Origin of the sequence: Pantoea sp. B566, from assembly GCF_024793925.1 — a bacterium.
Taxonomy (GTDB): Bacteria; Pseudomonadota; Gammaproteobacteria; order Enterobacterales; family Enterobacteriaceae; genus Pantoea; species Pantoea ananatis.
The window spans coordinates 1108044-1130124 of sequence record NZ_JANUQL010000003.1; the positions used below are offsets into that span (position 1 = coordinate 1108044).

At 53.1% G+C, this 22081-nt stretch carries 19 protein-coding genes; 9 read left to right on the plus strand and 10 right to left on the minus strand.

Annotation, left to right across the window (positions count from 1 at the left end):
* Window positions 1-32: 32 nt before the first annotated feature.
* The 3 genes from NYE92_RS06870 to NYE92_RS06880 all read right to left on the minus strand — a co-directional run bounded on the left by NYE92_RS06870 (window position 33) and on the right by NYE92_RS06880 (window position 2929).
* Window positions 33-1499 (minus strand): amino acid permease, encoded by a 1467-nt coding sequence (locus NYE92_RS06870; RefSeq protein WP_014605424.1) that lies wholly within the window; start codon window positions 1497-1499, stop codon window positions 33-35.
* A 183-nt stretch (window positions 1500-1682) separates the two neighbouring features.
* On the minus strand, window positions 1683-2549 hold the full coding sequence (gene yieE / locus NYE92_RS06875; RefSeq protein WP_014594115.1) for a DNA-binding transcriptional regulator YeiE: 867 nt from the start codon (window positions 2547-2549) through the stop codon (window positions 1683-1685).
* Between the two features lie 14 nt (window positions 2550-2563).
* Entirely contained in the window at window positions 2564-2929 is a 366-nt protein-coding gene (locus NYE92_RS06880; RefSeq protein ID WP_013026432.1) for a YkvA family protein, read from the minus strand.
* Window positions 2930-3031: 102 nt separating this feature from the next.
* Between NYE92_RS06880 and NYE92_RS06885 the strand changes: the two genes are divergently transcribed.
* From NYE92_RS06885 to nfo, 3 genes are all read left to right on the plus strand, one after another.
* Window positions 3032-4084, plus strand: a complete 1053-nt coding sequence (locus NYE92_RS06885; protein WP_013026433.1) for a YeiH family protein — start codon at window positions 3032-3034, stop codon at window positions 4082-4084.
* A 178-nt stretch (window positions 4085-4262) separates the two neighbouring features.
* Window positions 4263-5156 carry an Rpn family recombination-promoting nuclease/putative transposase gene (locus NYE92_RS06890; RefSeq protein WP_078828800.1) on the plus strand — a complete coding sequence of 298 codons (894 nt, stop codon included), beginning with the start codon at window positions 4263-4265 and terminating at the stop codon, window positions 5154-5156.
* Between the two features lie 247 nt (window positions 5157-5403).
* Window positions 5404-6246 carry a deoxyribonuclease IV gene (nfo, locus tag NYE92_RS06895; RefSeq protein ID WP_078828801.1) on the plus strand — a complete coding sequence of 281 codons (843 nt, stop codon included), beginning with the start codon at window positions 5404-5406 and terminating at the stop codon, window positions 6244-6246.
* Window positions 6247-6291: 45 nt separating this feature from the next.
* Here the strand turns inward: nfo and fruA are convergent, their stop codons facing one another.
* The 6 genes from fruA to NYE92_RS06925 all read right to left on the minus strand — a co-directional run bounded on the left by fruA (window position 6292) and on the right by NYE92_RS06925 (window position 14273).
* Window positions 6292-7986: a PTS fructose transporter subunit IIBC gene (gene fruA, locus NYE92_RS06900; protein ID WP_064374081.1), complete on the minus strand. Its 1695-nt coding sequence runs from the start codon at window positions 7984-7986 to the stop codon at window positions 6292-6294.
* A 16-nt stretch (window positions 7987-8002) separates the two neighbouring features.
* Window positions 8003-8941 carry a 1-phosphofructokinase gene (gene fruK, locus NYE92_RS06905; RefSeq protein WP_013026437.1) on the minus strand — a complete coding sequence of 313 codons (939 nt, stop codon included), beginning with the start codon at window positions 8939-8941 and terminating at the stop codon, window positions 8003-8005.
* On the minus strand, window positions 8938-10068 hold the full coding sequence (gene fruB / locus NYE92_RS06910) for a fused PTS fructose transporter subunit IIA/HPr protein (protein ID WP_078828802.1): 1131 nt from the start codon (window positions 10066-10068) through the stop codon (window positions 8938-8940). The genes fruK and fruB overlap by 4 nt, the downstream gene beginning before the upstream one ends.
* Window positions 10069-10462: 394 nt before the next feature.
* Window positions 10463-11749, minus strand: coding sequence for an anaerobic C4-dicarboxylate transporter family protein (locus tag NYE92_RS06915; protein ID WP_028715355.1), 1287 nt, complete (start codon window positions 11747-11749; stop codon window positions 10463-10465).
* A 315-nt stretch (window positions 11750-12064) separates the two neighbouring features.
* Entirely contained in the window at window positions 12065-12994 is a 930-nt protein-coding gene (locus NYE92_RS06920) for a dihydrodipicolinate synthase family protein (protein WP_013026440.1), read from the minus strand.
* Window positions 12995-13241: 247 nt separating this feature from the next.
* The gene (locus tag NYE92_RS06925) at window positions 13242-14273 is read right to left on the minus strand and encodes a LacI family DNA-binding transcriptional regulator (RefSeq protein WP_028715356.1); all 1032 of its coding nucleotides are present in this window, start codon (window positions 14271-14273) and stop codon (window positions 13242-13244) included.
* Window positions 14274-14747: 474 nt separating this feature from the next.
* On the opposite strand from NYE92_RS06925, the gene NYE92_RS06930 reads away from it, so the two are divergent.
* Window positions 14748-16130, plus strand: coding sequence for an MFS transporter (locus NYE92_RS06930; protein ID WP_028715357.1), 1383 nt, complete (start codon window positions 14748-14750; stop codon window positions 16128-16130).
* Window positions 16131-16300: 170 nt separating this feature from the next.
* On the opposite strand, the gene NYE92_RS06935 is transcribed toward NYE92_RS06930, so the two are convergent.
* A complete protein-coding gene (locus tag NYE92_RS06935; RefSeq protein WP_014605415.1) occupies window positions 16301-16555 on the minus strand; it encodes a YkgJ family cysteine cluster protein in 255 nt (84 codons plus the stop codon).
* Window positions 16556-16839: 284 nt separating this feature from the next.
* Between NYE92_RS06935 and yeiP the strand changes: the two genes are divergently transcribed.
* The 5 genes from yeiP (at window position 16840) to NYE92_RS06960 (ending at window position 22065) form a co-directional block, all read left to right on the plus strand.
* On the plus strand, window positions 16840-17412 hold the full coding sequence (yeiP, locus tag NYE92_RS06940; protein ID WP_014594125.1) for an elongation factor P-like protein YeiP: 573 nt from the start codon (window positions 16840-16842) through the stop codon (window positions 17410-17412).
* A 77-nt stretch (window positions 17413-17489) separates the two neighbouring features.
* On the plus strand, window positions 17490-18467 hold the full coding sequence (locus NYE92_RS06945; protein WP_259018777.1) for a GTP-binding protein: 978 nt from the start codon (window positions 17490-17492) through the stop codon (window positions 18465-18467).
* 41 nt (window positions 18468-18508) lie between these two features.
* Window positions 18509-19210 (plus strand): phosphatase PAP2 family protein, encoded by a 702-nt coding sequence (locus NYE92_RS06950; protein ID WP_014594127.1) that lies wholly within the window; start codon window positions 18509-18511, stop codon window positions 19208-19210.
* A 516-nt stretch (window positions 19211-19726) separates the two neighbouring features.
* A complete protein-coding gene (gene mepS, locus NYE92_RS06955; protein ID WP_013026447.1) occupies window positions 19727-20296 on the plus strand; it encodes a bifunctional murein DD-endopeptidase/murein LD-carboxypeptidase in 570 nt (189 codons plus the stop codon).
* Between the two features lie 206 nt (window positions 20297-20502).
* On the plus strand, window positions 20503-22065 hold the full coding sequence (locus NYE92_RS06960; RefSeq protein WP_014605412.1) for a cyclic di-GMP phosphodiesterase: 1563 nt from the start codon (window positions 20503-20505) through the stop codon (window positions 22063-22065).
* Window positions 22066-22081: the final 16 nt, after the last annotated feature.

A 22081-nucleotide genomic window follows, 5' to 3' on the forward strand; every position in this document is an offset into this window, starting at 1 on the left:
GCCCGGTGTTCACCGGGCGCTTCCAGGCATTGCTAGTCTTTATAGACGGGAAATTCCATCTCAGTATATTTGACGATCCGACCGCCCCGCACCAGCCTGTAACCCAGCCAGATCAGCAGGAACAGCGGCAGACCGATATAGGTAGCCGCCACGCCGTACCAGTCAATTTTATCCTGCAGGAACGCCTGATAATTCTGGCCCAGAGTGATAATCAGACAAAGGACAAAAGCAAAAATCGGTCCAACGGGAAAAAAGCCGGAACGATATGGCAGCGCAGTAAGATCGTGGCCCTGCGCAACGTAACCCCGACGGAAACGGTAGTGGCTGATTGCAATACCGAGCCAGGCGATAAAGCCGGTCATGCCTGAGGTATTCAACAGCCAGAGATAGACTTCCTGATTGCCAAATTTCGAGGTTAAAAAGCACAGACCAGCCACCACCGTGGTCGCCCACAGGGCATTACGGGGGACGCCACCTTTTGACAGGCGGGCAAAGATACGCGGTGCTTTGCCTTCGCGTGCAAGGTTATAAAGCATGCGCGTTGAGGCGTACATTCCGGAGTTACCCGCGGACAATACCGCCGTTAAAATGACCGCGTTCATCACCGCCGCCGCTGACAGCAGACCGGCATTTTTGAACACCAGCGTAAACGGACTGACGCTGATATCTTTAATATCATTGTGTAACAGCTGCGGATCGGTATAAGGCAAAATCAGGCTGATGATCAGGATAGCCAGCACATAGAAGAGCAGGATACGCCAGAACACCTGACGTACCGCGCGAGGAATATTCTTCGCCGGATCTTCTGATTCGCCCGCCGCAATACCGATGAGTTCAGTGCCCTGGAAGGAGAAGCCGACAATCATCGCCACGCCGATCATCGCGGCGAAACCGCCCGCAAATGGCGCGTCACCGACCTGCCAGTTATGCCAGCCCGCATTTTCAGCGCCGCGCATAATCCCGACAATCATCAGTACGCCAACCACGATAAAGATCACCACGGTGACAACCTTGATCAGCGAAAACCAGTACTCCGTTTCGCCGAAGCCTTTCACCGAGATGTAGTTGATCAGGAACATCAGGCTCAGGAACAGAGCGCTCCAGATCCATCCTGGCGTGTCCGGGAACCAGTAATTCATCACCAGTTGGGAAGCCACCAGGTCAACGGCAATCGTAACCGCCCAGTTGTACCAGTAGTTCCAGCCAAGGGCAAAACCAAAGCCTTCTTCGACGTATTTCGCACCGTAGGTAGCAAAAGAACCGGATACCGGCATAAATGCCGCCAGTTCACCCAGGCTGGTCATGAGGAAATAAACCATCAAACCAATCAGGGCATAGGAGAGTAACGCGCCGCCTGGACCGGCCTGAGAGATGGTGGCACCTGATGCCACAAAGAGGCCTGTACCGATTGAACCGCCAATGGCGATCATGGTGAGGTGACGCGCTTTTAGATCGCGTCGTAACGCAGGTTGTTGTGTTGTTTTTGTGTCATTATGCATGTGTAAACATTACGCTGGGTAAAAATAAGGCGCGATTGTAGCAGCAAAGGCCGCACTGTATAGCGAATGCTGCGTTGATATAAGTTACCTTCATGATAGGCGGCAGATTATTAGCGGCAGCGCCTGTCTCCCTGAATTTCAAGGGGTTGAACCGCTTATTTCATCATCAGCCTCCCCCTGCGGTTATTCCCGACAGTAGGACAAAAACCGTGACAGCGCCTTTGAGATATGTTTTTGCCGGTGATGAATACGGTAAAGCGTACGCGTCAAATTGGGCAAAGGCGTATTCAGCTCAATGAGCGTTCCGGCACTGAGCTGGTCGGCAATAACCCGGCGGGATAAACAGCTAATGCCCATGCCGTGACGCACGGCATGTTTGATCGCTTCGGAGTTGCCCAGTTCCATGCCCAGTTGGAAGGTCGGCAGATGAGACAGCAGCAGGTAATCAACGATTTCGCGCGTCCCTGAACCCCGTTCGCGAAGAATCCAGGTGGCCTCCGCCAGCGATGCCAGCGTCACCGGCTGCTGTAAAATGGCAGCATCCGGCGCGGCAAACACCACCAGCTCATCGTCAAGCCAGGGCTCGCTTACCAGTTCCGTCATATGACAGGGACCTTCGATTAACCCGACATCAACCCTGAATTCAGACACGGCCATGATCACGTCCTGGCTGTTTCCCACGCTCAGCTCTAAAGGTAAGGTCGGGAAATCACGGCGGTAGCCGGCAATCATCCCCGGCAACAGGTAATTCCCGATTGTGCTACTGGCATAAATTCGGATAGCCCCGTTATCTTCTTTAAACAGCTGTTCGATTTCCGTCGCCTGTTCAAGCAGGCCCACGGCCCGCGGGTAAAGTAACCGGCCGTGTTCATTCACTACCAGTCGCTTACCTACACGGTCGAAAAGCTGAACGCCAAGCTGGTTTTCCAGATCGGCGAGTGCCGCACTGACGGCTGACTGGGACAAGGCCAGCACCTGAGAAGCCTGCGTGGTGGAGCCGCTTTTCAGCACTTCGGTAAAAACGTCGATTTGTCGCAGTGTAATGTGCATGGAGACTCCTGAATCTAACGCTGTAAGAGGTAAACCATCAGGGCTATCCACAGCAGAAAAACCACACCCAGCACACCGAACAGGGTTTTACCGCGTGCACGCTGCTGCCGGGCACGCTCTGCGCTGCTGGCGCGCACTTCCGTGGGTAACATTTTCAGCAGCAACATGACGCCGGTGGGAATGATCACTGCATCATCGAGTAGCCCGACGACCGGGATGACATCAGGGATCACATCAATGGGGCTGATGCCGTACGCCATGAGTCCCACGGCCGCGCCTTTACACCACAGCGGCGTTCGGGGATCGCGGCAGGCATAGGCGAGCGTTAAAACATCCCTTTTGATGAGCGTGATGAAGCGCCCCAGTCGTGCGAACAGCATATATCCTGCCTTATCACTTATAGCGGTAGATTATAAATATATAATCAATTTCACTTTTAACAAACCTGGCGTGATGATGCGTGCTCAACCAGGAGCGTAATCATGGCCGACATCAGCATTTCAAAATCTCACACTGTGCAGCAATGGCTGCCAGGCCTGTTGCTATGCGGTACCCTTGCCAGCGTTACGGCGCTGCTGGCGCAGGTACCTGCCGTCTCGCATCTGGGGCTGGGTTCGTTAACTCTGGCCATTATGCTGGGCATCATTATCGGCAACAGTGTTTATTCCCCCATGGCCGGTCAGTGCGACGCTGGCGTACTGCTGGCCAAACAAAAACTGCTCCGGCTGGGCGTGATACTGTTCGGATTTCGCATCACCTTACAACAAATCACGGATGTCGGCCTGAGCGGCGTCGTTATTGATGTACTGACCCTGAGCAGCACGTTTTTTATAACCTGCCTGCTGGGCAGGCGCCTGCTCAGGCTCGATCGTGACACCGTGTGGTTAATCGGTGCGGGGAGCAGCATCTGCGGTGCCGCTGCCGTACTGGCCACAGAGCCAGTCGTGAAAGCGGCCCCCTCAAAGGTGGCGGTGGCGGTGGCAACGGTCGTGCTGTTTGGCACCCTGGCGATCTTTGTTTATCCCTTGCTGTGGCCATGGGTTCATCATCTTTTCCCTGCCGTCAGTCTGACACAGTTTGGTGTTTTCACCGGTTCGACGATCCACGAAGTGGCCCAGGTGGTCGCCGCCGGGCACAGCATTGCGCCCGAAACCGAGAGCAGCGCAGTCATTGCGAAAATGCTCCGGGTGATGATGCTGGCTCCGTTTTTACTGTTGCTGAGCGGTGTACTGCGACGTGAACAGACAGCACAGCATAGCGCACAGCCGGTCACCTTTCCGTGGTTTGCTTTAATGTTTGTTGCTGTCGCTCTGTTCAACTCTCTGCACTGGTTGCCGGCCGGGTGGGTTAACACATTAAATACCCTCGGCGGGATCCTGCTGACCATGGCAATGGCAGCGTTGGGCTTAACTACCCGCTTTACTGCCCTGCGCGCTGCCGGATTTAAGCCTGTGCTGTTAGGAGCACTGGTATTTGTCTGGCTGATTGTGGGTGGCGGTACTATTAATCTGCTGGTCCAGCACCTCATGGCGTAAGCACGCAGCCCTCTCCCTTCCTGACCGGCCCGTGACGGGGCCGGTTATGGCGGCCACTTCCCCTTCACTGCCCCACACGCGGAGATTTGCGAGACGCGCCGTACATTACTGCGCCGTCATTAGGCGAACGCCCCGGTCTGCCCTATTTTAGGCGGGTCATTTTTTCGAGCCGGGACGGATGAAGATAAAAACCACCACGCCAACGCCTCACGATGCCCTGTTCAGGCAGTTTCTGACACAGCCCGATATTGCGCAGGATTTTATGGCGATCCACCTGCCAGAACCGTTACGCGCCCTTTGCGACCTGTCCACCCTTAAACTGGAATCGGGTTCGTTTGTCGAAGACGATCTGCGTCAGTATTTCAGCGACGTGCTCTACAGCCTTAAAACCGCATCCGGGGAAGGCTACATCCACGTGCTTATCGAGCATCAGTCCGGTCCGGATCAACATATGGCCTTCAGGTTGATGCGCTATGCGGTTGCCGCCATGCACCGCCACCTGCAGGCCGGGCATAAAACACTGCCGTTGGTTATCCCAATGTTGTTCTATACCGGTAAACGCAGCCCGTATCCTTATTCCCTCTGTTGGCTCGATGAATTTGCCCGACCGGACATTGCGGGCGCACTGTACACCACGGCTTTCCCTTTGGTTGATGTGACGATTATCCCTGACGAGGAGATTGCACACCATCGCAGCATGGCCGCCTTAACCTTACTGCAAAAGCATATCCACCAGCGAAACCTGACAGCCCTGATTGACAGCCTGGTCAGTCTTCTTCTACATAAACATCTCTCTTCATCGCTGGTGATATCGCTGGTAAACTACATGATACAGGTGGGCGAAGCTTCAGATGCGCAAACCTTTGTTCATAAGCTGGCACAGCGGGTGCCGCAACACGGAGAGGCTCTGATGACCATTGCAGAACAGCTGGAACAAAAAGGCATTGAAAAAGGCAGGAAGGAAGAAGCGCTGAAGATTGCCCGGACCATGTTAAATAACGGCCTTGATCGCCCGACCGTGATTAAAATGACCGGCCTGACAGAAGACGAATTGGCGAAACTCCGCCACTGATCCGCTGCGTTGCCTTCTTCTGACAGACAAGGTCGATTCGGCACCGGCCGGTTTCGCCTCACGCCCGGCCCCTTTTCTGAGACTTTTCGCGTATTCGGGTGAAAACAGCGAGCCCTTTGTGGCACGGCTGTATTCCTGATAATGCCTCCTCCTGACCTCGCTAAAAATTTCCTGCGCACCGCGCTTTGCCACAGCGCCATCGTGTATCATGCCGTTCAATCTGAGTTAAATCCTTCAGGAGAACGGCATGAAGTATATTGGCGCGCACGTCAGCGCATCGGGTGGTGTGGATCAGGCGGTCCTCCGCGCCCACGAACTGGAAGCCACGGCTTTTGCGCTGTTCACGAAGAACCAGCGTCAGTGGAAAGCCGCCCCGCTGTCAGACGAAACCATCGCCGCCTTCCGCGCTGCCTGTGAGAAATACCATTTTGAACCGGGCCAGATTCTGCCGCACGACAGCTATCTGATAAACCTGGGGCATCCGGTCATGGACGCGTTGCAAAAATCGCGCGATGCGTTCGTAGATGAAATGCAGCGCGCGGAACAGCTGGGGCTGACGCTACTGAATTTTCATCCGGGCAGTCATTTACAGCAAATTGATGAGCTGACCTGCTTAAAGCGCATCGCCGAGTCAATTAACATCGCCCTGGATCAAACCCACAGCGTGACCGCCGTTATCGAAAATACCGCCGGTCAGGGCAGCAACCTGGGGTTCCGCTTTGAACATCTGGCGACCATTATTGAACACGTCGAAGATAAGTCGCGCGTCGGCGTTTGCATCGATACCTGCCATGCCTTCGCGGGCGGATACGATCTGTGCAGTGAAGCCGCCTGCACGGAGACCTTTGCCGAATTTGAGCGCGTGGTGGGTTTTAACTATCTTCGCGGGATGCACCTGAATGATGCCAAAAGTACGCTGGGCAGCCGGGTTGACCGTCATCACAGCCTGGGTGAGGGGAATATCGGTAAAACCGTCTTTAGCTGGATGATGAAGGATTCGCGGTTCGATGGTATTCCGCTGATTCTGGAAACCATTAATCCCGATATCTGGAAAGATGAAATTGCCTGGCTTAAGTCAGAACAACGTTAAGAAATAAGACAAAGGAGCCTTGCGGCTCCTTTGTCGTCTTACCTGTCAGGCTTTCGCCAGCTCTTCTTCCGGGCGCTTCAGTACTGCATAGCCTAATCCGGCAATCGCGGTACCAATCAAAATCGCCATCAGATAACCCACGACCGGCGTAATCGCCCCCGGGATTAACAGGACGAACAGGCCACCGTGCGGTGCCATCAGCTTGGCACCAATCGCCATGGAAACGGCACCGGTTACTGCGCCACCGACGATACAGCATGGCAGGACGCGCATCGGGTCACGGGCCGCAAACGGAATCGCACCTTCTGAAATAAAGCACAGACCCAGAACCAGCGCGGCTTTACCGCCTTCCTGCTGACCTTTGTTAAATTTACGACGCGCAACCAGCGTCGCCAGCCCCATCGCCAGCGGTGGCACCATACCGGCAGCCATAATCGCGGCCATAGGTGCGTAGGTTTGTGAACTTAGCAGGCCGACGCCAAATGCGTAAGCAACTTTGTTAACAGGACCACCCATATCGGTACACATCATGCCACCCAGGATAGCGCCCAGCAGGATTGCATTCGCGGTACCCATGTTAGCCAGCCAGCTGGTCAAACCGCTCATGATGCCCGCGACCGGTTTACCTACCACGTAGATCATCAGCAAGCCGGTGATCAGGCTGGCAAACAGCGGAATAATCAGGATAGGTTTTAGCGCTTCCATACTCTGTGGCAACTTCACCTTACCGCTGATCAGTTTGGCCGCATAACCCGCAATAAAACCGGCGATGATGCCGCCAAGGAAGCCCGCGTTGATGCTGGTGGCGATCATACCGCCAATCAGGCCAGGCGTCAGACCAGGACGATCCGCGATTGAGAAGGCAATAAAGCCCGCAAGAACCGGAACCATCAGTGCAAAGGCACTCCCGCCACCGATTTGCATCAGGGCAGCGGCCAGCGTACCGGGCTCTTTAAAGGCCGTGATACCAAACGCAAAAGACAGCGCGATACTCAAGCCACCCGCCACCACCATGGGCAGCATGTAGGAGACGCCGGTCAACAGGTGACGGTAAGCCCCCGCGCCGCCCTCTTTTTTCTCTTCCTGAGAACTGTTTTGCGCGCCAGAAGGTTTATAAGGCTTCGCTTCTGCCACGGCTTTATCCAGCTCCTGCGCGGTCTTTTTCAGTGCCAGACCGGTTGAGGTGCGGTACATCGGTTTACCCGCAAACTTAGCCAGATCCACTTCGATATCCGCGGCCACGATAACCAGATCGGCTGCGGCAACTTCTTCAGGGGTGATCGCGTTACCGGCCCCTACAGAGCCACGGGTTTCAACTTTAACCCACCAGCCGCGTTTGGTCGCTTCCGCCTGGATTGCCTCGGCCGCCATAAAGGTATGCGCAACGCCCGTTGGGCAAGCGGTCACAGCAACCACACGTTTTGGCCCATTCGCTGGCACAGCGGTAACGGCAGCAGGTGCTGCCACGCTGGCTTGCCAGGGTTTCGCTTCGGCTTTGGCACGATTCAGGAACAGTTCCGGTTCACTGACTGCCTGCTGCACATCGCCCAGCCACACGGATTTCCCCGTCAGCGCGGCATCCTCTGGTACTGTTTTACCGGTGACGATCACCAGTTCGGCCTCGGCCGGGTTTTCGGTTAGCGTTATACCAGCCTGAGCAGCCGCAGCGGCCAGACGTTGTTTTGCCATGTAGGCAGAAGCCAGTCCTGTTGAAGGATCTTTTATCAGCAGCGTTTTCACTATCGCTCTCCTGCTGTCAGTTAACGGGTTGTAAGTCGACACGCGCCATCATTGCGGCCAACTGGGTACGATCGGTCACGCCGACGTTGCTCTGGCTGACAGCCATTGCGGCTACCGCAGTAGCCAGACGTAACGTATGTTCACTGGATTCACGCATTAACAGGCCATAAATCAGGCCACCTACCATGGAGTCACCTGCGCCAACGGTGCTGACAACTTCGCACACCGGCGGTTTAGCTATCCATTCACCTGAGGCATTGACCCAAAGTGCGCCTTCAGCACCCAGAGAAATCACCACATGTGCAATGCCCTGCTCACGCAACTCGTGCGCTGCGTCAATCACGTCCTGAAGTGCAGGTAGCTTGCGCCCTGCCCAAATCTCAAGCTCGCGACGATTAGGTTTAACCAGCCAGGGGGCGGCTTTCAGGCCCGCCACCAGGGCTTCGCGGCTACTGTCAAAGATGATGCAGGGACAGTGCGTACGCAGTTCAGTCATCCAGCGGGTAAAGGCATCAGGATCGACCCCCTCCGGCAGGCTGCCACTCACGCACACCATGTCGAACTGGCCCAGCCAGGTTAATGAGTCGCTGGTAAAGCGATCCCAGTCCTGAGCCGTCACCTGAAAACCGGAAAAGTTAAGATCGGTCACATCACCGGTTTGCTCAGTCAGCTTGACGTTAATGCGCGTGCGGCCATTCACGACCTGAAAACGGTTGGCGATCCCCAGTTCACTAAAGAGCTGCTGAAAACCATCCTGATTGTCTTTACCCAGAAAGCCACCAACGGTTACGTCGATACCCAGATCTTTCAGCACTTTCGCCACATTGATGCCTTTCCCGGCAGCATGTAAGCCAGTGGTTTTCACCAGGTTCACTTCACCACGTTCAATTTCTGGCGTATAACCGACCAGGTCGTACGCAGGATTCAACGTGATGGTTGCAACACGTCTGGTCATGCCGCCCCCTCACCTAAGCCACTGTTGATGGCTTCTTCGATAGCCGTCAGCGCCTGTTGGGCATCTTCCCCACTGGCAGTAAAACGCAGGCGATGACCTTTTTTCACACCCAGCGCAACGACTTTCATCAGGCTGCGTCCGTTTGCAGGTTTACCGCTGCCATCAAGGTTGGTAATCGTAATGTCGCTGTTGAACTGTTTAATCACGCTCACCAGGGCGGTCCCCGGACGCGCATGTAAGCCATGCTCGTTGCGAATAGTAAATTCAGCCGTCAGTTGGTCTGCCTGCTCGTCAACTTCGCTGGTTAGCAGGGCATAAACACCTGCCGCATCGGCTTTCAGCAAACGGTCGGCTTTGTTGCCATGCAGCAGTGCGCTCAGGTAACCCAGTACCTCTAGCGGGCGGTCATCGACGGCGGCCACGCTGACTAGAATTGCCACGGATTCACCTTCATGTTCAAAGGCTGTCGCCGCGCGGCTGACGGCCACACCGCTTTGCAGATTACCTTTGCCGCTGTCGCTTAACCAGATGCCCTGCCCCAGACTCAGCGGTTTACTGGAAACCACCTCAGCAACATAGCTGGCATCAACCACACCCGCAGCCTGTAAGCGGCCGGCATTGACGGCCTGCAGCGTTATCAGGTCACGTGCGCTGACATCCAGGGAAATTAATGAAGTATCGAAGCTGAATTCAGCTGACTGCTTCTCACCCATCAGCAGCGCACGCAGATCTTCAGCAGAGGCCGTTTTAAGCTGTTCGGCGATGCTGTCGTCACTCAGTACGTGCGTCAGCTGGCGCAGCAACGTCAGATGTTCATCAGATTTCGCGGCAATACCAATCGCGACATAGGCCGTTTGATCGTCGCCCCAGGCAATTCCCTGAGGAAACTGAAAGACCTGAACGCCGGTTTTCAGCACCAGATCGCGCGTGTCGGTGGTGCCATGAGGAATGGCGATGCCATTACCCAAAAAGGTTGAGGTTTGCTGCTCACGCGCCAGCATGCCGTTGACATAACCTTCCGCCACGTTACCCGCAGCGGTAAGTGCCGCCGCAACCTGACGAATCGCATCTTCTTTATTTTGGGCGCTGGCTCCGGTATGGATGGCCTGCAATTCGAGCTGGAACATAATTCTCCTCGCTTGCTGATTGAATCGTTTCAGCTCAATGGTGTTGAATCTTGCTGTTTGACCTGGTGAAGGTTGTCACAGCAACGCTGAAACGTTTCAGGGATTGTTATTCAGCTTGGCTTTGCAGGCAAGAAAATGCGTAAACGGCATAACAGATCTTTGACATTACGCACAATTCAGAGAGGTTACGGAATTTTCTTAAAAATAGTGCTGAAGCCTGGACGACATGAGGCCGAGTTTTTGAGCGTGATTTCAGCAGCGTCAGCAGACGCTGCAAACAGGGTAACGTTAACCTCTAAGAGGCACGTTGCCAGACAGTGATAATCCACCAGCACGGGCTTCACAGCATGGCGGCAAAGGGGCTTAGCCTTTTACGCTCATGATGTCCTTAAGGTTAGAACAGCCTTGCTAAACCTGCTGCAAAAAGCATCGACAGACCGGTAGCCAGCAGGCCAGGCAGGATAAATGGGTGATCGATTATCCTTCGGCCAAGGCGGGTGGATCCCGTATCATCCAGCGCAACGGCGGCCAGCAATGTGGGATAGTTCGGTAAGATAAACAGGGACGCGGTAGCGGGAAAACAGATAACAAGCGTGGCGGGCGCAATGCCCATACTTAAGGCCATCGGAAATAAAATTTTGGTCGATGCCGCCTGAGAATAGAGAAAACATGATGCCAGTACGATAATCAACGCCAGTAACCATGTGGAATCCAGAAAATAGCTCGCCACCCTATCCTGCAACCACAGACGATTGCTCTCCATAAATGTGGAACCCAGCCAGGCCACACCCAGTATGCATATACAAGACGTCATTCCGGTTTTAAACACCGACGATCCCGGAATTGTATGCACATTCACCCGACAGAACATGACGATAGCCATCGCCACCGTTAGCATTACGGCAATCCGTGCCTGCCCGCTATTGAGAACGGGGCGGGTAATGATCTCCATTTTAGGGCTGCTGATAATGGCATAAATCAGCACTGTCACCAGGCCGACAATAAAAATCAGTACTGAACGTCTGCCGTGGAGAGCGGAATGCGAATGCTGTACGGTGTTTACCGCATCATCCTGATGCTCAAGCTGGTCTGTGTGACGTAAGCGATCCCACCACAGGTAAAACAAGGCGGAACAGAAAAGCGCCATGAAGGTGGCGGGAATGGTCACGGCAATCAGTTCAATATAGCCCCAACCATGCGGTCCCTGTTCCAGAATCCCAGAGAGAAAAATCACGGCTGCAGAAATGGGCGAGGCCACAATGCCCAGTAAGGATGCGGCAACGGAAAGCGCTAATGCGCGGGTTGGACGAAGGTGATTATCTCTGGCCACAGCCACAATCACGGGCATACAGGCAAAAGAGACCTGCCCGGTACTGGCCATCATGGTCAGTAACCAGGTTGAGAGCGGTGCCGTAATCACCAACAACCGCGGATAGCGACGTAAGGCACGTTCTGTCAGTTGCACCAGATAATCAATGCCGCCTGCCTGTTGCATGGCCGATATGGCGACGATCACCACCATAATAAATACCATTACCAGCATGGGCAGATCGCCAGGCGTGGCACCCAGCGCGCACAACATGATTACACCCGCCCCACCTGCAAACCCCACACCGATACCGCCAATACGCATTCCCAAAAACAGAAAAAAAAGCACTGTCATAAACTGTAGTAGTAGCATGATCCCATTCCTTCTGACTGCGGTTTACACCGTTCCAGCCCACACTCAAGGCCGGTACAGGCTTCCTTTCACTCCGCAAGGTTGCAACGGGTTATTTGTCGGTATGTCCTACAGAGAAATGGCACGCGGCTAAATAACCGTTTTCTGCGTATCAGGTGCACTGAGGGTGTAAATTCTTTTCGCGATGATGCCTTTTTTCTCTGGCTGGCTGCCGGTCAGTAAACCGGGTTATCCCAGAGATACGTTGAATAGCCTTAGGCCTCGACGACAGGCAGTTCCCACATGAAGGCGCCCTGCCTGCCAGACTCGCCCGTTTTATTTCACCCGGCCCAGCTCAGCAGAACGCATTGCGGCATGAATCTCTTCGGCCGCTCCGTCACCCAGCGGTAACAGCGGTGAACGGACAGTGGCATGTTCCAGAATGCCACGCGCAACCAGCGCATGTTTGAGTGCGACAGTGCCTTCCATATGTGAGCCACGATGGTAAACCGCTTTAGTCACAGGCATCAGTCGATCATGTAAAGCACGTGCTTTCTTATAGTCCTGCGCTTTACCTGCGTTAATCATTTCAATCAGCGGCTCAGGGGCAATATTGCCGTAGCCCACCAGGAAGCCATCAACATCAAAAATGGTATGCAGCAGATATTCATCGTGGCAGGTCAGAATCTGTAGATCAGGACGTTCACGGCGGATGACGGGAATTTCAGTATCCCACCGCCGCATATTACGTACGCCATTTTTCATCGCAAACACGCCGGGTTGCGCGGAAATATCCAGCAGCGTTTTCAGGTTATAGGTGGCTTTGGTCACATCCGGGTACTGGAATAAAATAAGCGGTAAACCACTCTCTTCATACACGACGCGGTAGCGATCCTGGGGTGCGCCGTCCTGGTACCCAAAACGCAACCAGCCGTGTGAGGGATAGAGCAAACCGGCAGCCGCACCGGCCTCGACAGCGCGTTTTGCCTCACGCGCCGCGACTTCGGTGCCTTCCCCGGTAATACCGGCAATAACGGGGATTTTGCCTTCGACCGATTTTACAAATGCCCGAATCACGTCGGCCTGTTCATCCTGCGTCAGAAAGGTGCCCTCGCCAGCATGACCCAGGACCACCAGCCCCTTTACGCCGTCGATACTTCCCAGCCAACTGCCCAGACGTTGAATCGCGTCAAAATCCACTTGCCCTTCGCGCGTGAATGGGGTGACAGGCGCAGGGGTTAAACCTCTTAGGTCGATATTAATCATGATTAACTCCTTGATGTGAAATACTTTTAGTCACAGGTTCAGTCAAAGTGACCACAATATGAAAACGTTACTGCAATCGTTTTCACATAAGATAAATTGGCAATCTAATTTCATCGCGTCAACCAGCGGCGATTGATAAATGAGGCAGTTATCACAAAACGCTTTGGGAGACGAAGAGAGTTTGCGATCGGGATCCCAGCGGGTTAATGACCACATTACATTCGCAATGCGGTCATTAAAGGAACGATTACTGATGAGGAGAAGACGTGGATTTTCGCGGAATTAACGTAGGAATAATGGTCGATAAATGGGGTTCATGCCTGCCATGGATAAGCATATCTACAGCATTACCGGCAATATGTTCCAGCGGTGTTCGCACTGAGGTCAATGCGACAGGCAAGCGGCTGACCAGGGGGATATCGTTGTATCCGACCAGTGACAGGTCTTTGCCGATGGTCATGCCTGCACGATGCGCCGCAGCCATGACCCCAATCGCAATCTCATCATTGACGGCAAAAATTGCGGTTGGCCGCGAGGTATGGTTCAACATTGACGACCCCACATCTTCGCCTGACTTGATATTAAAGTCAGACGAACGGCACCATTCTGGCCGAACAGGCAAACCGGCTTCACTCATTGCCCGTTCAAAACCTTTACGACGATTCAACGCATTGGACGCAAAATCCGGTCCACCAATCATCCCGATTTTTTTATGGCCTAAATCGATCAGATGACGCGCTGCAAGGTAGCCACCCATTTCGTCATCGCCAACGGAAGAGGGACTTACGCCATCCGTACGCAATACCAGCACGTGCGGTATTTCGCGCTCCCGCAGGGTCTGGGGAAGCGGATCGCCCAGACGACAGGTTGAAAGAATCAGGCCGTCAACGCGTCTGTCCAGTAGGGATTCTGCGGACGCTTTTTCCTGTTGCGGATCGTCACCACAGGTCGCCACGATGGCAAAATAGCCGCGTCGTGAAGCTGCTGTCGCGATAGCCTCAAACAGCATCGCCGTCACCGCATCCGTCATACGCGGAACCAGAACGCCAAGCGTGCCGGTATCGCCCCTGCGCAGGCTGGAGGCAACATAATCACGCCGATAGCCAAGTTCACGGGCAACCTGGCGAACCTTTTCAGCTGACGCGCTTTTTGACTGCGGAAGCCTCTCATCCAGAATTCGCGATACGGTGGAGATGCTTACGCCCGCGGCATTAGCAACATCACGCATCGTTATCAGCCTTTTATCCGACTGTTCCTTTTCCTGGCTTTCCTGATCCATATATCACTCCGAGGATTAATGTGGGTGGCAAAGATCCCTCTGCAGACGGCAATACTATACAACAGACGCTATAACAACGGGATACGCCCTTAACATGCACTGCGTGGGGGCCGCATTTCTCTTTGTCGTCACGCCTGAAGAATACGATTTTCAACGCTTAGGCTCTCATTGTTCTCCCCAGCCTGAGCATCCCCGTAAAGGCTATTGAAGAGAGTATGACCTGTTTCACGCTTTTTCGATTGCCTGAGAGCGGAATGTGAACACGTTAACAATTAATCAAGCCGCTTAATTGACGCAGCGGGATATTAAACCAACGATAATTCATGTGAAAACGATTGCATTAACGTTTTCACACTATCCATTTTGCACAGGTTTTATGCAACTACCGTCAGTGAGTGGCTGCAAATGCATGGCTCAGGAACGCGCGTCGTCTTGCATGTTTGCCCCATATCCATCACGCAACAGGGTGTAACTATGTCAACTCAGGTTATCGCTTGCCACGCTCATCCCGCCGACGCATCAGTATTACTGGCACGGCTTGAGCGATTGCCCATCACACGCCGGTTAATGGCGATTCGTGTTGTGGTAGGGCTGTCCACTTTTTTTGATGCCTATACCATTATTGCCATCGCGTTTGCCCTGCCACAACTGACGCAGGAATGGGGGCTTACGCCGACGTTCGTCGGTCTGATCATTGCAGCCAGCTATATTGGGCAACTGGTGGGAGCGCTCTTTTTTGGTACGCTGGCAGAAAAAATTGGCAGGATTGGTGTTTTACGTATCACCATCGTGATGTTTGTGATTATGGATGCCGCCTGCCTGTTCGCCTGGAACGGTTGGTCAATTCTGATCATTCGTTTTTTGCAGGGACTGGGCATTGGTGCTGAGGTTCCCGTTGCCAGTGCCTATATCAACGAATTTGTCGGTGCAAAGAAGCGGGGTCGGTTTTTTCTGCTTTATGAAGTGATCTTTCCAGTCGGCATGATGTGTGCTGGCCTTATCGGATTCTTTCTGGTGCCCATTTATGGCTGGAAAATCATGTTTCTTATTGGCCTGATCCCTTCAGCTCTGGCGGCGCCTTTGCGTTGGTTTATGCCAGAGTCTCCGCGCTGGTTAGTCTCTAAAGGCCGCCATCAACAGGCTGAAAAAGTCGTTCAGTTGTTTGAAGCAGAAGCCCTTCGTCGTGGTATGTCATTACCCGAGCCTGTAATAAAACCCGTACCGGTGATGCCCGCCTCGTCCAGCGGCGTAAAGGCGCTGTTTTCAGGTATCTACAAATCCCGCACGTTTATGCTGTGGGGATTGTGGCTCACGGTTTATACCGTTAACAACGGCATGATTACCTGGTTTCCTACTATGTACAGAACCTTGTTTCATCTGCCATTAGAAACCAGCCTGGCCTATGGATGGATTACCTCTACCTGTGGCGTTATTGCCTCTGTCATTTGTGCCTTTAAGATCGATCAAGTAGGCCGTAAGCGCTGGTACACCTGGGCATTTATGCTGGCCATTATTCCGCTCATCGTGCTGTGTGTACTGGGTGCCAATACGCCATGGCAGATACTGATATTGGGCAGCATGGCCTATGCTATTTTGCAAACAATTGCCTTTTCACTTTATCTCTATTCGGCCGAACTGTATCCGACCAGACTTCGCGCGACAGGTACTGCCTTTTCCAGCGCCTGGCTGCGCGCCGGGTCGTCTGTTGGGCCACTAATGGTGGGTTTCATTGTATCGGGATTTGGTATCCGGTTTGTTTTCATTGCGTTCGCCGTGATTGCCCTAATCGGCGGAATGATTACCCTGCTCTTCGCCATTGAAACCAAAGGGAAATCGCTTGAAGAGTTATCGCCTTGAACGGGCAACATCACGTCGGGTCAGATACATCGCTATCGGGGGCTTTCCTGTAAAACCCGATCCGCCACGGAAAGCGCAGGCAGAGCAGCGTTAACAGGCGGACGTTGGCATAAGTCGAGGGCAAAAAGCAATGCAGGGTGACACGCTAAGGATCGGCAGACCGCTACGCATTAGGGCGCGGTGCTCTGCTCAAGGTGAATCAGGTAATCCATCGCGTCATGGCGATTACTGCCGCACATGTCAGCCGAGGGCTGAAGCCCGGCGCAAACTTTTGGTCGCAGGGGAGAACCAAAAATTTTGCACAGATTATTCTCCGCAAGTTGGACGCACCGGGTATTCGCGGGCTTGCCGTGCGGCATACCGGGAATGGGCGAGGAGATGCTGGGGGCGATACAACAGGCGCCACAGCCTGTACGACATTCCATGGTTTACGTCCTGGATAGGGGTAAACCGCGCACGATAGCAGAAGGGGCTCGCGCCCGAAATCACCTTTACAGAAAAAAGCGCTTAACCACTAAGAAGATAAGACAGGGTCAGGGGCTCAAATGGCCCGTGTCATGCCAGAACCCATGAAATATCGCTGTCCTGGTTGCCCTATCCGACGCGCCCTGCTGTTGCCCCCGACCACAAAATTTTTCGCGCTATCTTGCCTGTTCACGATCGCGCGAGTAACGTTGCGCGCACTATTACTCTGCAAGTGAGAACAGCAATGCCAAAGGCGAATGAAATCAAAAAAGGAATGGCCGTTACCCACAATGGAAAACTGCTGCTGGTAAAGGATATTGATGTCCAGAGCCCCAGCGCGCGCGGTGCGGCAACGCTTTATAAAATGCGTTTTACCGATGTTCGCACCGGTATGAAGGTGGAAGAACGCTTTAAGGGCGACGAGATCATTGAGGCCATATCCCTGAGCCGCCGCAGCGTTACCTTCTCCTATATTGATGGTGATGAATACGTCTTTATGGACGACGAAGATTACACGCCCTATTCCTTTAAAAAAGCGCAAATAGAAGAAGAGCTGCTGTTCATCCCGGAAGGTGGCATTCCCGGCATTCAGGTACTCACGATGGATGGCCAGGTGCTGGCGCTTGAGCTGCCACAAACGGTGGACATGGATATTGTGGATACTTCACCCGGTATTAAAGGCGCATCGGCCAGTGCCCGCACTAAGCCGGCGGGAATGTCTACCGGTTTGATCATTCAGGTTCCCGAGTACCTCAGCAACGGCGATCGCATTCGCATCCATGTTGCCGAGCGTCGCTATATGGGACGTGCCGACTGATAACGCGCGCTGTACGCCGGGTTGGCAGGTAGTGTTATATTATAACATCGTCCTCTTTCTCTACAGGAGTCACTGGCATGACACGCGTTAACCTTCTCACCGGATTTTTAGGCAGCGGAAAAACCACCACGCTGATTCATCTGCTGGCGCACAAGCCCCAGAATGAAAACTGGGCTGTGCTGGTCAATGAATTCGGTGAGATTGGTATTGATGGCGCGTTACTGGCCAACCGTGGCGCGACGTTAAAGGAGATCCCCGGCGGCTGCATGTGTTGCGTTAATGGGCTGCCCATGCAGGTCGGGCTAAACAGGCTGCTTCAACAAAACAAGCCCGACCGCCTGCTGATTGAGCCCACGGGCCTGGGCCATCCACGCCAGCTGCTACAGATGCTGACGTCGTCTGTTTATCAACCCTGGATCGAACTGCAGGCCACGCTAACCCTGCTGGACGCACGCCAGCTCGCCGACGTGCGTGTAACGGAAAATGAAAACTTTCGCGATCAGCTGGCCGCGGCCGACATTATTGTCGGCAATAAACGCGACTGCTGGTGCGAGGCCGATCGGCAGCGCCTCCAGGCGTGGCTTGCCGCCCATCAGGACGATCGTGAATTTGTTACTGCCGAGTTCGGTCAGATTCCCCTGGCGTTACTTGACAGTCCGCGCGGGAAACCGCGCGCCCTTCCGCATCCGGTCCACCATCATCACGCTGCGGCCCCGGGCAGCGGTATCGCAGCCTTGCGACTCGACGGGCGCGCGTCATGGCGTCGGGCGGTGAATGAGGGTCAGGGTTATGTCGCCTGCGGCTGGATTTTTGACCACGAAACGGTGTTTGATAGCCTTCCTTTGCTGGAATGGGCGCGGCTTGCCCCCGTCGATCGGGTTAAAGGCGTGCTGCGCATCCCCGAAGGATGCGTCAGCATTAACCGTCAGGGAGAAGACGTGCATGTTGAAATTCTCGCCGCAACCCCACCTGACAGTCGCATTGAGATGATTCATTCCTCATCTGCCGACTGGAATAGTTTACAATCTGCTTTGTTGAGGTTTCGTTTAAGCTGACAGGATTAAGGTCGGCGGTTATTTTTTACTAGGGCAGAATTATGCACGCAACACGCCTTGTCACCATCCTGTTGCTTAACGCACTGGGACTGGTGCTGTTTTTTTCATGGTATTTACCGCCCCATCACGGGTTTTGGTTTGATATCGATAAAGGGATTTTCTTCGCGTTTAATAATGAAATGGTGGATCACCCAGGGTTTGCCCTGCTGGTCGCCATCACTAACTTTCGCGGTTTTGACGCCGTGTCGTTGCTGGCGATGGGGTTACTCTATCTGTGGCTGTGGCGGCGGGAAACGCCTGCGGGCCGCCGTCGTATGTTTGCCATTGGCATTACGATGTTGCTGACAGCGGTCGTTTTGAACCAGGCGGGCCATTTGATCCCAGAAAAACACGCCAGCCCGACGCTGTTCTTTGAGAACGTTCACCGCGTCAGTGAGTTAACGGGTATCCCAGCCAAAGATGCGTCAAGCGACAGTTTTCCAGGCGATCATGGCATGATGCTCATTATCTTTGCGGCATTCATGTGGCGTTATTTCGGCTTACGTACGTTTTTAGTGGGTGTTGTCATTGTGGGGCTGTTCTCGCTGCCACGCGTCATGGCAGGCGCGCACTGGTTTAGCGATATTGCAGTCGGATCGCTTTCCGTGGCGTTAGTGGGATTAAGCTGGTGGCTATTAACGCCGGCAAGTGATTATCTGGTTAATTGGTTTTATCACAAATTACCGGGTAAAAATAAACCCTAATAGTAATTAATTAGCGAGGGCGGAATAATGATTAAATTATAACCCGCCCTCACTTATAAAAAACCCATGGAAATAATTAGCAAGCTAACCAAAAAAGACATCCGAACCCGATGATAATGCAGGACTTCTCTTCAGCCTTCGACGACAGTTACTCTGCAGACCTTCTCCCAGCCCGCACTAAGCCTGGAATTAGCGCCAGATCACCCCTTTTCTCCTGTTATCACCTTGAATAACTGTTGATAAAGTGAACAAGTTATTTAAGTTTGATAAGTATCAAAAAAACCTATCAGAATTTGATTAAAAGCGCTCGCCACGGCCTCTGGAATCGGTTAATCTCGGTCGCAGTGAGAAAAGAAGACGCGGTATTAAGCATTCTTTAATAGATAAAATGTGGTGATTTACACATTTTTATAATTAAAGCATTGTCTTGTTCTGACTGGCTTATTAATCTCATTCCGTTTTGTCATCTGGCTGGCGACAATCTTGTCGTAAGGACTTCGAAGGAAAACCCGAATAATGGTCAAGTCTCAACCAATACTGAGATATATCTGGCGGATTGCGCCCGCTCTGGCGCTGGCAACTCTCCTCTCAGCTTGTAGCAGTACCCATAACACCGTTAAAAACGAGAATCATGAAGTTAACAACCAGAATGGTTTTTTACTTCAAGCGTCTCAGGATGAGTTCGAAGAGATGGTGCGCAACGTTGATGTTAAGACGCGCATCATGGATCAATACGCGAGCTGGAAAGGTGTTCGTTACCGTCTTGGCGGTGATACCAAACGTGGTATTGATTGTTCCGCTTTCGTTCAGCGTACGTTCCGCGAACAGTTTGGTCTGGATCTTCCTCGCTCAACGTCCGAACAGCAGGGAACGGGAAAAGAGATTTCTCGCAGCAGACTGCGACCGGGTGACTTAGTTCTGTTCCGTGCTGGCTCAACGGGCCGTCATGTCGGTATCTACCTCGGCAATGACAACTTTGTTCATGCTTCGACCAGCAGCGGTGTCATGATCTCCAGCCTTAATGAAGATTACTGGAAAAAACGTTATCGCGAAGCGCGGCGGGTCTTAAGTCGCAACCCGAGCTAATGCCGCTCCCGAATGTCCTCTCAGCCAGAGAAAAACAGAACGCTGCCCAGGCAGCGTTTTTTTTTAATCCCTCGAATCCCCCTAAAAATACTTGTTTATCAAAATAATAACGAGACATTATTAACAGACTCGTTATATTCTCAGACGCAAATATTCGGGCGATTGCGCACCAGTACGTTTTATATTTTGATCAGGGGAAGCACTTCATGCCATTGTCGCGGGCGCTGATACGCCAGGCAACTTATCCTCGTCAAATCGCGTGGAATAGCGCGATTATTGGCAGTCTGTTTTTTTTGTTGTTAACCTCTGTTTTGCTCATCGAAACCCAACATCGTCGGGAAAGCCAACATAAACAGTTGCTCATCGACAGTAGTAACGACTTTCAACGTAGCGTCCAGACGCTTATTTCGGACACGCTTTCCCCCCTGCTTCCGTTCGTTCAGTCAGAATGCTATATCGGTAATCATGAGTTAACCGCGCGAGCCGCGTTTGCCGGCGACATACGCGCCATTATTTTAGTTAAAGACGGCAACGCGTTTTGCTCTTCCGCAACCGGAAGCTTTTTTCAGCCGCTTAGCGCGCTCTCAGCCCGAACGGATAGCACACGTGACAGGGACATTCGGTTGTTGCCGGGTACGCCGATGCAGCCGACAAAGCCGGTGCTGGCCATCTGGATTAAGCAGCCCGGCACCCTTCAGTCCGGCATTTTTACGACATTGAATCTGAGCCTGGCAACGTATCAGCTAAAAGCGTCTTCTTACCCCGAAATCACCGGGATTGCCTTACTCGCCCATAAAACTGCCATGACCAGTTGGCAGCCAACGCTGGTACGAAATCGTCAACTCCCGCCGCCGCTAATGCAAACGCCCCTGGAAGGCCTTCCTTTCCAGTTTGCTCTCTACGGTTCAACGCTGTCAGCAAGTGACTATCAGACCATCATGCTGAGCAGCCTGCTGATTTCATTAATCGCCAGCTGTGCCTTTTGGTTTTTGCTGACCCGCTTTCAGCGGCCTGGCAAAGAGATCACCCTGGGTATCCGACGAGGGGAATTTCATGTCGAGTATCAGCCTCTAGTTTCGGCCCAGGATGGCAAATCTTATAGTATGGAGGCACTGCTACGCTGGACACATCCTTCGGGTGAAACGGTCCCACCCGATATTTTTATCAGCTATGCTGAAGCACAACGCCAAATCGTCCCCCTGACCCGACACCTGTTTGAACTGGTCGCCCGCGATGCACATCAACTCCGTGATAGCCTGCCCAAAGGAACCTGCATCAGCGTAAATATTTCCCCTCTGCATCTCAGCGCCTGCAGTTTTCGTGACGATGTCCTGTACTGGCAGGACAATATGCCTCACGATCATTTTCTGTATGTTTTTGAAATTACCGAGCGCGCAGTCGTCGAGAACGCGAATGCGGCCGAACTGTTTCACTGGCTACAACAGCGAGGCATTAAAATCGCGGTTGATGATTTTGGGACCGGGCACAGTGCATTAATCTATCTTGAGAAGTACCATTTTGATTACCTAAAAATCGATCGTGGATTTGTGCAAAGTATCGGAACGGAAACGATCACTTCGCCGGTGCTGGATACGGTGTTACAACTGGCTAAACGGCTCAATCTGATGAGCGTGGCCGAGGGCGTTGAAACCGACGAACAGGCCAGTTGGTTGATCGACCGCGGCGTCACCTATTTACAGGGCTATTTTTATAGCCGTCCGTTACGCCCGGAGCAGATCAAAGACTATTTTCAGCGTCAAAACAGGTAACCCATGCTTTAATTGC